Annotated in this window: 8 protein-coding genes; all 8 read left to right on the top strand. The window is 43.4% G+C overall.

Annotated features, from left to right (window positions below):
* Positions 1 to 126 precede the first annotated feature (126 nt).
* Positions 127 to 2,226 carry a DUF1302 domain-containing protein gene (locus tag ABMY45_RS15185; RefSeq protein ID WP_010604629.1) on the top strand — a complete coding sequence of 700 codons (2,100 nt, stop codon included), beginning with the start codon at positions 127 to 129 and terminating at the stop codon, positions 2,224 to 2,226.
* Positions 2,227 to 2,237: 11 nt separating this feature from the next.
* The gene (locus tag ABMY45_RS15180; RefSeq protein WP_349289095.1) at positions 2,238 to 3,605 is read left to right on the top strand and encodes a DUF1329 domain-containing protein; all 1,368 of its coding nucleotides are present in this window, start codon (positions 2,238 to 2,240) and stop codon (positions 3,603 to 3,605) included.
* 78 nt (positions 3,606 to 3,683) lie between these two features.
* Positions 3,684 to 4,685, top strand: coding sequence for a YCF48-related protein (locus tag ABMY45_RS15175; RefSeq protein WP_248298729.1), 1,002 nt, complete (start codon positions 3,684 to 3,686; stop codon positions 4,683 to 4,685).
* On the top strand, positions 4,685 to 7,006 hold the full coding sequence (locus ABMY45_RS15170; RefSeq protein WP_349289094.1) for an MMPL family transporter: 2,322 nt from the start codon (positions 4,685 to 4,687) through the stop codon (positions 7,004 to 7,006). Before ABMY45_RS15175 ends, ABMY45_RS15170 begins: the two co-directional genes overlap by 1 nt.
* Before the next feature lie 211 nt (positions 7,007 to 7,217).
* Positions 7,218 to 12,056, top strand: coding sequence for an NAD-glutamate dehydrogenase (locus ABMY45_RS15165; RefSeq protein ID WP_010604634.1), 4,839 nt, complete (start codon positions 7,218 to 7,220; stop codon positions 12,054 to 12,056).
* A gap of 137 nt (positions 12,057 to 12,193) precedes the next feature.
* Positions 12,194 to 13,204, top strand: a complete 1,011-nt coding sequence (gene pyrD / locus ABMY45_RS15160; protein ID WP_039495731.1) for a quinone-dependent dihydroorotate dehydrogenase — start codon at positions 12,194 to 12,196, stop codon at positions 13,202 to 13,204.
* Positions 13,205 to 13,325: 121 nt separating this feature from the next.
* On the top strand, positions 13,326 to 13,853 hold the full coding sequence (locus tag ABMY45_RS15155) for a cell division protein ZapC domain-containing protein (RefSeq protein WP_174168957.1): 528 nt from the start codon (positions 13,326 to 13,328) through the stop codon (positions 13,851 to 13,853).
* A 90-nt stretch (positions 13,854 to 13,943) separates the two neighbouring features.
* Entirely contained in the window at positions 13,944 to 14,327 is a 384-nt protein-coding gene (locus ABMY45_RS15150) for a zf-TFIIB domain-containing protein (protein WP_174168956.1), read from the top strand.
* The last annotated feature ends 51 nt before the right edge of the window (positions 14,328 to 14,378 follow it).

Below are 14,378 nucleotides of genomic sequence, written 5' to 3'. Positions count from 1 at the left end.
AAAAGCGTTGATTTAGTGGAGCAGTATTTGTATTTTCGCGGTTTCGCTTCTATCGTTTAGACAACAAAAAACAATAACTCTAAGAGCTTAAGCTCTAGACATGACCCGCCAAAAGGGGGAGAAATAATGATAAAAAGATCGCTCTTTGTGAAAAACAAAATCATGCTCGGTCTTAGTGCGGCAGTAATGGGAGCTGCCGCCACGTCAGTACACGCGGCCAGTTTTGAGGTTGGTGATTTCGAAATTACCTTCGACTCGACTTTTTCTTATGGTCAAAGCATTCGCGTTGAAGATCGTAACTTTGATTTCATCGGTAAAAGTAATCATCCACAGTTTAACTGGGATGGTTATAAAGCAACCACTGGCAATACCATCTATTCTTCGTCACAGATCTGGTCACAACAGGGTGCCTATTCAAATAATGGTGATGCTGGTAACCTAAATTTTGACTCTGGAGATACTTTCTCTCAGTTGTTAAAAGGTACCCATGATTTAGCAATTACCAAAGATAACTATGGTTTGTTCACTCGTTTCATGTATTTCTACGACTTTGCGATGGAAGATGGGGATTTTGCGTATAGCAACCCTGTTTCAGGCAAAAAAGTTGACCCGTGTGAAGACGACGATACCAGAAAACAAGTCTGTTCGGATTTACGCTTGCTAGATGCATTTGTTTGGGCGGATTTTGACCTCAATGATGGCAAAAACCCGCTCTCCGTGCGTTTAGGTCAGCAAGTCGTTAACTGGGGTGAAAGTACGCTTATTTCCCACGGCATTAACGTCAACCCAGTGGATATTGACCGTTTGAAAGCGCCTGGCTCTGAAGTAAAAGAAGCCTTTATCCCTGTCGGTATGCTTTGGGCGTCGATTGGTTTGTCTGAAAACGTTAACCTTGAAGGCTTTTATCAGTATCAATGGCATGAAACCAGATTGCCAGCAACAGGTAGTTACTTCTCAACCAATGATTTTGCATCTGAAAACGGTTATATGCAAAACGTTCAGCTTGGTTTTACCTCAAACCCTGATATTGATCTGTATCACCTAACGGATGCATTAAACAGCTTATATGCTGATGCAACGGCCGCATTGGTTGCTCAAGGTGTAGTACCAACAGCACAAGCAGTTGGCAGCGCTGCAGCGTCCATGTATATGGCTTATCCGACTAAAGTGGCGCTTAAAGGAAAAGGAAATAACGGGAAGAGCGAACCCGATGATGGTGGTCAGTACGGTTTACGCTTAGGCATTTTCTCTCCAGAGCTAAATGACACTGAATTTGGTCTGTATTACATTAATTACCACAGCCGTAGACCTTTGATTTCTGGTAAAGCATCTAACTTTACAGAGCAAGCGATCATGGCTGATTTAGCTTACATCGCACAAAATCAAATTACCGCAGACAATGTCACTAACTTAAACGCCTTTACTCAAGCGCAAATTACCTACCCAGAAGACATCAAACTGTATGGTTTAAGTTTTAATACCGCGATCGGTGAAACCGCATTTGCTGGTGAAGTGGCATATAGACAAGATGAGCCACTACAGATAGATGACGTTGAACTACTTTACGCAGGTATGGTTGAGCAGTTAGCCGCTGCGGGTCTGCGTGATGATTTGGCTGGTTTATCTCAGCTTAGTCAAGGGGACGATATCGCTTTTGTGGGTCCCGGTGAAGTCGCGCAAGGTTATATTTTGCGAGACACTATTCAAGCACAGTTTACTGCAACACATTTGTTCGGCCCATCGCTCGGTGCAGATAGTTGGGCTGTGGTTGGTGAAGTAGGCGCAGTTACTATCAAAGACATGCCAGAGTACGATGAGCTTCGTTTGAATGTTTCAGGTACTGGCCGAAGTGGCACGATTGAGGGGCTTTCTGGCCGAGATTACAATCTTATCCACCAAGCGGTTTCAAATGGTCCAGAGACCAATCCATTCCCATCGGCTTCTGCATGGGGCTATCGCCTTATTGCAAAGGGTGAGTATAACAACCTATTCAGTGGTGTGAATTTTTCTCCACGCGTAGTGTTCTCACATGATGTTAACGGTATCACCCCTGATCCTATGTTCTTGTTCATTGAGGATCGTAAATCGCTGGGCATTAATCTTAACTTTAACTACCTAAATTCGTGGTCATTTGATTTTGGCTATAACACGTTTTGGGGTGGTGGTAAGACGAATACCTTTGCGGACCGTGATTTCATCTCATTCAACATTAAGTATTCAATTTAAGGGCTTTCGATATGTTTAGAAAACCTACATTTATCGCAGCAACAATAATTACAATGATGTCTGCCAGCAGCGCTATGGCTAAGATGAGCGCTGACGAAGTAGCACGTTTAGGTAAAGACTTGACGCCTATCGGTGCAGAGAAAGCGGGTAATGCTGATGGCAGTATTCCGGCTTGGAATGGTGGGATCACCGCGCCTCCAGCTGGTTATGAAGTGGGCATGCACCATCCAGATCCATTTGCTGATGACAAAGTATTGTTTACAATTGATAAATCAAATTTAGATAAATACAAGTCATTGTTAAGTCCAGGTCAAATTGCGCTATTTGAAACGTATCCAGAAACGTTCAAAATGAACATTTACCCAACTAGACGCAGCGCGTCTTATCCGCAGTTTGTGTATGATGCAACAAAGAAATACGCTTCAACAGCAGAGCTGATCGAAGGTGGTAACGGCATTAAAAATACCGCTATCGGTATTCCGTTTCCGGTGCCGAAAGATGGCTTAGAAGCTATCTGGAACCACCTATTGCGTTTCCGTGGCTTGTCGATTGCACGTTACGGCGGTCAAGCGATGCCCACGGAGTCAGGTGCTTACAACATTATCGGTTTCGATGAGCAATTACTGGTTAAGTACTCTGCAACAGATGCAACGCCTGAAGCGTTGCAAGAGTCAAATATCTTGTTTAAGTTTAAGCAGCAGGTGACAGAACCTGCACGTCTCGCTGGAACTGCATTGCTTGTACATGAAACCATGGACCAAATTTTGACACCTCGTCAGGCTTGGACCTATAACGCAGGCCAGCGTCGTGTAAGACGTGCGCCAAACGTTGCATATGATGCACCAGGAACTGCGTCAGATAGCTTACGTACAACAGATGACTTTGATATGTTTAACGGCTCTCCAAACCGTTATGATTGGAAACTTGTTGGCAAAAAAGAGATGTATATCCCTTACAACAGTTACAAGCTACATAGCGACAAGTTGAAGTATGATGATATCTTGATGGCTGGCCACATCAACCCTGAACACGTACGTTACGAAAAACACCGTGTATGGGTAGTCGAAGCTAACCTGAAAGAAGGCACTCGCCATATTTACAAAAAGCGTGTGTTCTATATTGATGAAGATAGCTGGCAAATCCACGTAACGGATATCTATGATAACCGTGATCAGATGTATCGCGTCGCGATGGCACATGGTCTTAATTACTACGAAGTGCCGACGCATTGGAGTACGTTGGATGTCTATCATGATCTAAACTCTCGTCGCTACCTTGCGATTGGGTTAGATAACGAAGAAGACATGTATGACTTCAGTCAGTCTTTCAACGATAACGAGTTTACTCAGGGTGCGCTGCGCCGTGAGGGTCGCCGTTAATCAAATATTATCAGGCTGAAGCAACCTCGCTTCAGCCTTCTTCCTCCTTTCCTCTCACAACTCGAGTGTTTTCTCATGATGAAGAAGTTAGTAGCAGCCTCGATTTTAACTATGGCGCATGTAGCAGTAGCCGAAAGTAGTGATCAGATTTCAGCAAAATCAGCCCTGATGGTCGCTCACCCAGAACAAACGCTTTTCACGGATATTACAGATAACGGTGATGCGTTAATTGCGGTAGGTAAACACGGCACAATAATTATTAAACAAGAAGGGCAAAACTGGACGCAGGCAGAGGTGCCAATTCAATCACTGTTGACCTCTGTGACATTCAAAGGCAAAGATATTGGTTGGGCTTGTGGCCACGACGCTAGCATAATCAAAACCACAGACGGTGGTAAAACATGGGCGCTAAAACAATATCTACCAACATTGGAAAAGCCTTGTCTTGATATTGAGTTTATTGACCAACAACACGGCTTTGCTGTGGGCGCTTATGGCATGTTTTTTGAAACCACTGATGGTGGTGAGTCTTGGACAAAACGTTTTATCAGTGAATTTGTTCACCCCGATGATGTCGACTACTTAGCCGATTTAAAAGAGCAAGACCCCGCGGCATACGAACAAGAAACGGCGTTTATTCTTCCCCATTTTAATCGCCTGTTGATCGCCGAAGGCATGATGTACCTTGCCGGTGAAATGGGACTTGTGGCACAAAGTGATGACTTAGGAAAAACATGGCAAAAATTTGAGCCTTTTTATCGCGGTTCATTTTTTGCTGTTGATCAAACCTCAGATAAGCAACTTATTGTTGCGGGCCTTAGGGGTAACGCATTTATTGGCAATGCACAGCAAGTAGTTCAACTTGATACTCAAAAAACGGCGACAATAAATAGTATTGCCCACAAAGATAATGTGACCTATATGTTTGCTAACAGCGGCGTAATATTCACGTTGAAAGCAGGTAAGCTAACCTCAAAACAACTAAAAACCGGCCACTCTATTTTAGCAGGTGTGGTTAAAAAGAATCAGCTAATTCTAGCTACGGAGCAGGGGATTGCTGAGGTAGAGGTGAACAACTAATGCAAGCGTTTTTAAATCAATTGGTATACGCCATCTTTAGGCATCGTATTACCGTCGTGTCTTTTTTCGTACTGACGACGATATTTTTGGGCTTCAAAGCCACGCAAATTCAGCTCGATGCTTCATTTAACAAAAATATTCCACTAAATCATGAATACATGAAAGTTTACTTGAAGCACGAAAAACAGTTTGGTGGTGCAAATAGTATTCTTATTTCTGTTTGTGATAAAGATGGTGACATCTTTAATGAGCCATTTTTCACTCAGCTAAAAGCGGTGCATGATCAGCTCTATTTTATCCCAGGTGTTAATCGTCCACTGGTGAATTCAATCTTTGCACCCAGTGCGAGATTCGTTGAGGTGGTAGAGGACGGCTTTGCCGGTGGACCTATTATTCCCGCTAATTTTCAACCTACTGAACAAGGCCTAGCGGTTGTAAAGCAGAACATTGAAAAAGCAAAAGTTGTGGGTCGTATGGTTGCGAGCGATTATTCTTGTGCCATGGTAACCGCTCAGCTAATGGAAACCGATCCGCAAACTCAAGAAAAGCTTGATACCTTAGCCTTTGCGCAAAAATTAGAGTCTGAGATCCGAGCGCCTCTTAGCACTGACAAAGTGAGCATACATATTATTGGCTTTGCGAAAATGGCCGGTGACATTGCTGATGGTGCGAAAGGTGTAGTGCTTTTCTTTGCGTTAGCAATTGCTTTTACCTTTATTATGGTCTGGATGTTCTGTAAGAGCTTTAAGCTTACGCTACTTCCGATTGTTTGTTCATTTATTGCTGTGATTTGGCAGATGGGCTTACTCAGTACTTTGGGTTTTGGTGTTGACCCTATGTCTATTTTGGTGCCTTTCTTAGTCTTCGCTATTGGCGTGAGTCACGGTGTGCAAATGATCAACGCGATAGGTAAAAAAGTAGCGGAAGGGGTAAGCTGCAAAGTGGCTGCTGAAGCGAGTTTTAAAGCATTACTTATCCCAGGTGGCATTGCTCTACTTTCGGACACCGTTGGCTTCTTAACCTTACTGGCAATCGACATCGGCATTATTCGTGAACTTGCTATTACTGCCAGTTTAGGGGTTGCAGTTATTATCTTTACCAACTTGGTACTGCTTCCTGTAATGGCATCGTTCTTTGAGTCTGCAAATATTAAGCGACTTGGTGATGGTAAAAACGCCAGCCATGGTATGTTTGAGGCAATGCGAGAGGCCTTGGTGAAAACCACAGACAAAAAAGTGGCCAGAGTGATTTTACTTATCAGTGCAGTACTATTCGCATTTGGCTACTGGCAATCTGAAAAAATGCGTATTGGTGATTTACATGCTGGTGCACCGGCGCTACATGAAGATGCCAGATACAACCAAGACACTTTTCTTATCTCAGACCGTTATGCAATTTCTTCTGATATCTTAAAGGTCATTGTCGAAGCGACACCTGCGGCTTGTACTGAGCACGATACAATGGAGCGTATTAGTCGTTTCCAATGGCGCGTAGAAAATTTGGCCAGTGTACAATCGGCAGTTTCTTTGAGCTCTGTTGCACAAGCGGTTAATGCTGGGTACAACGAAGGTAACTTAAAATGGCAGACGTTACCAAGAAATACTGCTTCTCTAGTTCAAGCTACCTCTCGAGTGGAAACAAGCTCAGGGCTACTTAACGGTGATTGTTCGGTGATGCCTATTATCATCTTTATGGCAGATCATAAGGCCGAATCTATCGACCATGTGATTGCGAAGATAAAAGCGTTCTCAGAAGAAGAGGGAACTGATGACGTTGCCTTTAAATTAGCATCAGGTCCAATCGGTGTGATGGCGGCAACAAATGAATCCGTTTCCGAGGCGCAGGTTCCTATGATGATCTATGTGTACGGCGCGGTGATCCTGTTGTGCCTAGCGAGCTTTAGGAGCGTGCGAGCGACTATCGCAGTGGTACTACCTTTATATGTGGTATCAACGCTGGCTCAGGCGCTTATGGTGCAGCTTGAAATCGGGTTAACAGTATCGACGTTACCAGTAATTGCTTTGGGTGTGGGAATAGGTGTCGATTATGGCATTTATATTCTATCCTCTATGATGGGACAGCTTAAGCAAGGTATGCCGTTGTCGGTCGCCTATCGAAATGCACTTGCTGAACGAGGCAGTGCGGTACTGTTTACGGGTATCACATTGGCGATTGGCGTAAGCACATGGATTTTCTCTGCGCTTAAGTTCCAGGTTGATATGGGTATCCTTTTAACCTTCATGTTCTTGGTAAATATGCTGGGTGCTGTGCTGCTTTTACCGGCAATTGGAACGCTCATCTGGTCTGACCAGAAAAAATAATGTGAATAATTGTGCTCCTTTTTATTTGGTATTGGCGATTTATATCTATTTTTTGTGAATAGATGAGCAAACAGCTGAAAAGCTTGAAATGTTTTCGTCAAAAAGGCTGTTTATTAGCGTCAGAAAGGTTAGAATTTACCTGACTCCACGCTAATAAATGGCTGTACAAATAATCTACCGTTCAAAGGTGGTATAGATTAAGGAACACATAATGACACAAAATGAAGGCACAGCTTCTGTTATCCTAGATAACGTCTGCAAGCTTATCCATAAAAAAGTCCATGCTGACAAAGTGTCACTTGTCGAAACGTTTGCCAAAACCTTGTACAGCAACATGTCTAAAGAGGATTTGGCACATCGTAACGACAGTGACTTATACGGCGCAGCATTGAGCCTTTGGAATGCCCTTGATAAAAACAAGTCTGACGATGCCGTCATTCGCGTTTTTAATCCTGAGGTTGCAAAGGATGGATGGCAATCATCGCATACGATTGTCGAGATAATCGCTAAAGATATGCCGTTTTTGGTTGATTCAGTGCGCATGGCGATGAATCGCAAAAACATAGTCTCTCACCTATTACTTCATTCTCCACTTAAGTTACAAAGAAATGATGCAGGTGCAATCACCGCAGTTTCTAACTTAAAAGCAGAACAAGAATCTACGTCTACTAAGACCGTATTCTTTATCGAAATCGACAGGCAAACAGATGATTCGGTGATCGCTGATTTTACAGCTGAGCTTGAATCTGTCTTAAATGATGTTTCTGTTGCGGTTGCTGATTGGCTACCAATTCGCGATAAATTGGTGAGCGTAAGTAAAGAGCTGCCGACCCGTCATTATAGTTGTTCAAAAGAAGAAGTTGCTGAAGCCGTCGAGTTTTTAGACTGGCTGGTTAGCGACAACTTTACCTTTATGGGCTATCGCCAATATGATTTGACTCCAGTTCAAGGTGACTATGAGCTGAAGCCAGTTGAAGGCACAAGTCTCGGCCTGATGAAGAACTCTGGTGACGATCACAGCCGTTTATTGTCTGAACTGCCTGAAGTTGCGCGCAAAGAGGCACGCAGTAACAACTTGTTGATCTTAACCAAGACAAATTCACTTTCACGCGTTCATAGACCAGCGTATATCGACTATGTTGGTATCAAGCGTTTTGATGATGAAGGTAACGTGATTGGTGAAGACCGTTTCATTGGCTTGTTCTCTTCTAGCTTCTACAACAACAGTGCGGTAGATGTTCCGGTACTTAAGAGTAAAATTAACCGTATCATGGAGCAATGTGACTTTGCTAAAGGCACACATGCATACAAGGCGGTACTCAATATTCTTGAAACCTATCCTCGTGATGAGTTAGTACAGGCACGCGAAAGCGAGCTGCTTGAAGTGGCAATGGGCGTTTTACAAACTCAAGAGCGTGACATGTGTCGCTTATTTGTGCGTAAGGATGTGTATGGTCGTTTCTTCTCTTGTATGGTTTATGTGCCAAGAGAGAGATACAACACAGCGTTACGCCGTGAAACTCAACAACTGCTAGGCCGTGCATTTAAGTCTAGCGACAAAGTAGAGTTCACCACCTTTTTCTCTGAATCAACACTAGCGCGTACGCATTACATCGTGCGTGTTGATGACAACAACATAGATTACAACGTGAAAGAAATCGAAAATAACTTGGTAGAAGCCGCTCGTACTTGGGAAGACAAGTTACAATCTGCACTTCTTGAAAGAACGGGTGAGTCTCGTGGTAACGAGTTAAACCGTAAATATACGAATGCCTTCCAGTCTGCTTATAAAGATCAAGTGTTGCCGAGTGCAGCAGTAGTAGACATCGAAAAGCTAGAGCAACTAAACGAAGATAACAAACTTGAGATGCTGTTCTACAGACCTCAAGAAGAAGCAACGTCGCAACTTGTTCGTTTGAGTCTGTTCCATAAAGCAGAGCCAATTCACCTATCAGACGTGATGCCAATGCTTGAGAACTTTGGCCTACGTGTTATTGGTGAAACACCATACGCTGTGAAGACGACTGATGGTCAAGTAAACTGGATCATGGATTTCTCTATGCTTATCGACAGCAAAGGGATCACAGATTTTGACAAAGTATCAGCACGTTTCCGTGCGGCATTGACCAATGTGTGGAATAACCGCCTAGAAAACGATGGTTTCAACCGTTTAGTGTTATTAGGTGGTTTAACTGGTCGTGAAGCATCTATCTTACGCGCATATGCTAAATACATGCGCCAAATTGGTGTGACGTTCTCGCAATCTTACATCGAAAATACATTTGACCGTTACCCGCACATTGCAGCGATGATCGTTGATCTATTCGTGAAGAAGTTTGCACCGAAGAAAGTTGCCACTGAAAAGGCACTTCAGAAGGTTGTTGATGCAATCTACCTTGAGCTTGAAAACGTAGCGAATCTAGATGATGACCGTATCATTCGTTTGTACGTTGATATGATCAATGCAACGCTGCGTACTAACTTCTATCAAAAAGAAGCTGATGGCACGAATAAGTCGTATACATCATTCAAGATCCAGCCAAGCGCAGTGCCAGATATGCCATTGCCATTACCTGCGTTTGAAATCTTCGTATACTCTCCACGCGTAGAAGGTGTTCATCTACGTGGCGGTAAAGTGGCTCGTGGTGGTCTACGTTGGTCAGACCGTCGTGAAGATTTCCGCACAGAAGTACTTGGCCTAGTTAAAGCACAGCAGGTTAAGAATACAGTTATCGTACCTGTGGGCTCTAAAGGCGGCTTTGTTTGTAAACAACTTCCAACTGAACGTGAAGCGTTCTTCAAAGAAGGCCAAGAGTGTTACAAGATCTTCATCCGTGGTCTACTAGACATCACAGATAACATCGTACATGGTGACATTGTGCCGCCAGTGGATGTTGTACGTCACGACGAAGACGACCCATACCTAGTTGTTGCAGCGGACAAAGGGACTGCGACTTTCTCTGATATCGCAAATGGTATCGCTGAATCATATAACTTCTGGCTTGGTGACGCTTTCGCGTCAGGTGGTTCAATTGGTTACGACCACAAGAAGATGGGTATTACTGCTAAGGGCGCTTGGGAATCGGTTAAGCGTCACTTCCGTGAAATGGACATTGACTGTCAGACGACTGATTTTACTGCAGTTGGTATCGGTGACATGGGTGGTGACGTATTTGGTAACGGGATGCTGCTATCTAAGCACATTCGCTTACAAGCGGCATTCAACCACATGCACATCTTTATCGATCCAAACCCAGATGCAGCAAGCTCGTATGTAGAGCGTGAGCGTCTATTTAATCTGCCACGTTCAAGCTGGGAAGATTATAATAAGGATCTGATCTCTGAGGGCGGTGGTATTTTCTCTCGTGCAGCGAAAGCAATTACGCTAAGCGCTGAAATGAAGAAGATGATAGGCACTAAGAAATCGAGCATGACACCAAATGAGTTGATCAAAGCATTGTTGAAGATGCCAGTTGATTTATTGTGGAATGGTGGTATCGGTACTTACATCAAGTCTAAATCTGAAACTGACGCTGAAGTAGGCGACCGTGCAAACGACGCGCTACGTATCAACGGTGGTGAGCTTGGTGCGAAGATCTTTGGTGAAGGTGGTAACTTAGGTGCTACTCAGCTGGGTCGTATCGAATTTGCTTCAAACGGCGGTCGCATCAATACTGACTTTATCGACAACGTAGGTGGTGTTGCCTGTTCGGATAATGAAGTTAATATCAAGATCCTACTTAACGGCCTAGTTGCTGAAGGTGAATTGACGAATAAGCAGCGTAACGAATTACTGTATTCAATGACAGATGAAGTATCAGAATTGGTACTGAAAGATTGTTACCGTCAAACGCACACGCTTTCGGTTACTAAGTCTAAAGGTCCAGCGACGCTGAAAGAGAAAGTACGCTTTATCCATGCACTTGAAAAAGACGGCAAGTTAAATCGTGCAATCGAATTCTTACCAACTGATGAAGAGCTAGCAGAGCGAGCGGCGGCAGGTAAAGACCTAACACGTCCTGAGCTATCTGTACTGGTTTCTTACTCTAAGATGGTATTAAAAGAGACATTAGTTGTTGATGAGATCTCAGAAAATCCATACTACCGTCAGTTGCTAGTGAACTCGTTCCCAGCACCGCTGCGCGAGCGCTTCAATGCTGCGATGGATAATCACCCGCTACGTAAAGAGATCATTGCAACGAAACTTGCAAACAATATCGTTAACGATATGGGTCTAAACTTCATGGTTCGTATGCACGAAGAGACAGGTGCAACGGATGCAGAAATTGCGGTTTGCTACTCAATTGCAAGTGCAATCTTTGAAATGAAGGAAACGTGGTCAGCGATTTCTGCGCTTGATAATAAGATCCCAGCGGCAGTTCAAACGGAAATGCTATATCAATTACGTCGTACGGTTCGCCGTGCAACGCGTTGGTTCTTACGTCACCGTGACAAGTCTCAAACTATCGAGCAAACCATTGCGTTCTTTGCACCTACATTTAAAGATTTAAGTGCAAATCTACACAACTACATGGTTGCAAATGAAAGCGAGCAGATCGTTGATAAAGCACGTGACCTTGAGTCTCAAGGTGTACCTGCTGAGATTGCACTGCGTATCGTGTCACTTTCAAGCTTGTTCTCGGTCATGGACTTAGCGGAAGTTGCACATAGCTCAGGTCGTAAGATCGGTGTTGTGTCTAATACTTACTTCACGCTTGGTGCAAACATGGGTCTACATTGGTTCCTTGACCAAATCACGGCTCAACCTGTGGCAAACCATTGGCAGGCGCTTGCTCGTGCTTCATATCGTGAAGAGCTTGATTGGCAACAGCGTTCATTGTCAGAGGTTGTGTTAAACAGCTTTGCTGGTGATGACAGTGATATCAATGAACAGATTGAACAGTGGATGGATAAGCAAGCTGGCTTACTACACCGTTGGCAGCAAATGTTAACTGAGTTTAAGACCTCGCAAAGTCATGACTTTGCTAAGTTCTCAGTTGCACTTCGTGAGCTAATGTTACTAAGCCACAACTGCGATACTTCCAAATAATCTAGAAATCGCTACAATACCCCAGCTTTGACTGGGGTATTTTTTTGTCCAATGCCATTGGCATAATCCATTTAGCTAAAGTTACGCTTGGGTAATTTTAGCTAAGTTGATTACGTTACCAATACTGAGGAGCTACCATGTTTTACGATCTTGCGCGTCGTTTTATGTTTAATAAAGATGCGGAGTGGGCACACGATTTTGCCCTAAACAACCTGCGCCGCTTTGCGAATACGCCAATGAGCCTTGCATGGTCTCAATCAGTTCAAGACAAACCTGTTAATTTTCTAGGGTTAGAGTTTAAAAATCCAGTCGGGTTGGCCGCCGGTCTTGATAAAAATGCTGAGTGTATCGAAGCATTTGCGCAAATGGGTTTTGGTTTCATTGAAGTGGGAACTGTCACGCCGAGACCACAAGCGGGCAACGACAAGCCTCGGATCTTTCGTTTACCAGAGGCAAATGCAATTATTAATCGCATGGGGTTCAATAACAAGGGCGTCGATTACCTAGTCAACAATGTAAAAGCAGCAAAATACGATGGGATCCTTGGGATCAACATTGGTAAGAATAAAGATACACCAAATGAACAAGGTAAAGATGACTACATTCACTGTATGAGAAAAGTATTTGAGCATGCCTCATATATCACCGTGAATATCTCTTCACCAAATACACCGGGCCTTAGAGATCTACAATATGGCGAAGCGCTAGATGATCTATTGCAAAGCCTGAAAAATGAACAGATGGATCTGATCGCCAAGCATAATAAGTCAGTGCCTATGTTGGTAAAGATCGCACCAGATGTTGATGGCGTTCAGTTAACCCAGATCGCAGAATCGTTAGTTAATAATCGTATTGATGGTGTTATTGCAACTAACACAACATTAGCCCGAGATGCGGTAGAAAACCTAGAGTACGGTAATGAAGCAGGTGGTTTGTCTGGTAGACCTGTTCGTGAAAAATCGACGCATGTTGTCAGCGAATTGAAGCGTATTACCGACGGTAAGCTACCAATCATCGGTGTAGGTGGTATTGACAGTGCGGAATCTGCAAAAGAGAAATTTTCAGCTGGTGCAGATTTAGTACAAGTCTACACAGGCTTTATTTATGAAGGGCCTGCACTTGTTAAAAAGATCGTTTCGTCCTTATAAGGATCGGTCATATAACCAAATGATCCAAAACAAAACGTTATTATAAAAAATTTCATCATTGCGTTTTTCGCGTTATACTCCCACTTACTAGTTGAGCTAATTGGTTGGTGGGAGAGAAGTTTTGCAAGCTTCAAAAGAGTGGCAATGGATCCGCTGCACAGAAAGGAACAGGTTGTTAATTGATTTGGGTGAAGAGCTTCAGCTTTGCACGCCTTTTCGGTTGCGCCACCTTACTGAAGACTCAACCGCTAATCCCAATTTTAGTCTCAGCGAAGCTGAATTTTATCAGAGTGTATTTTCTTACCTTTGCGGTTTTGGTGTTTGGAATGAGCCCAGATGCTGTCAAATCGCTTTGAATGCAACTGCGGCAAAGTTTCATCTGCAACCGATGCAAGCAAAAAGCTGGTTTTTTAAGCCATATTTTGGTGGTGAACCTGTGAGTGAGGCGGTTGTGTGTTTAAATTCCAAGTTAAGCCGTGGCGAGTTTCTAATTATCGAGCATGATGGTCAGTCAAGTCTTTGTTTAAGCTTGAACGAGCAATTTATTCTTGATGAAGGAATAGAGCTTGAACAATTTCAAGCGATAAAAGTACTGAACGATCGGTTAGCGCCTCTTGTGTTAACACACCAAGTTCATCAAAGCGCATAGCCAATTTCATCCCATCGTTTTATTGACCAGCAATTATTTCCTGTATTAACCTGTACCTAATTTGAATTGTTTGCTGATCGAGGGATTAGAATGCGCTGCCTCTGCGATAAAACATTAAAACTAACTTATGCCGACGCTGAAGGACATTGCGGTTATCAATGTCAGTCATGCGGTGCCATTTGGTTGCCGCGCAAATTTATTGATTCCATTAAACATACTTATCACTTTAGTTATACCGATTTTATTGCAAAGCGGTCGTTGGTTGAGCGTGACGTTTTACAATTATGCCCTGATGATGGTCATACACTTAAAGACTATACGCTCTTTGAAGCTAGTTTTAGTGAGTGCGGGTGCTGTGGTGGCGTGTGGTTTGAAAAAGGGGAGCTCCATAACTTACTGCAAAATTACCAAAGTAGGAACTCGAACATAAGCGCGCTAGATAAGTTAAATTTTCTGAACTTGCTAAATTTTTAACGTAATTTATCCCCATACAACCAAGCTCAACTAATAACTAACGATAACTTG

This window comes from Pseudoalteromonas sp. XMcav11-Q, from assembly GCF_040104525.1.
GTDB lineage: Bacteria > Pseudomonadota > Gammaproteobacteria > Enterobacterales > Alteromonadaceae > Pseudoalteromonas.
The sequence above is the reverse complement of the archived record's forward strand: the minus strand, read 5'-3'. Positions and strand labels throughout refer to the sequence as shown.

Coding starts and splice junctions, on each gene's coding strand:
- ABMY45_RS15180 (WP_349289095.1), top strand. CDS start 2,238: ATGTTTAGAAAACCTACATTTATCGCAGCAACAATAATTACAATGATG.
- ABMY45_RS15170 (WP_349289094.1), top strand. CDS start 4,685: ATGCAAGCGTTTTTAAATCAATTGGTATACGCCATCTTTAGGCATCGT.
- ABMY45_RS15185 (WP_010604629.1), top strand. CDS start 127: ATGATAAAAAGATCGCTCTTTGTGAAAAACAAAATCATGCTCGGTCTT.
- ABMY45_RS15165 (WP_010604634.1), top strand. CDS start 7,218: ATGACACAAAATGAAGGCACAGCTTCTGTTATCCTAGATAACGTCTGC.
- ABMY45_RS15175 (WP_248298729.1), top strand. CDS start 3,684: ATGAAGAAGTTAGTAGCAGCCTCGATTTTAACTATGGCGCATGTAGCA.
- pyrD (WP_039495731.1), top strand. CDS start 12,194: ATGTTTTACGATCTTGCGCGTCGTTTTATGTTTAATAAAGATGCGGAG.
- ABMY45_RS15150 (WP_174168956.1), top strand. CDS start 13,944: ATGCGCTGCCTCTGCGATAAAACATTAAAACTAACTTATGCCGACGCT.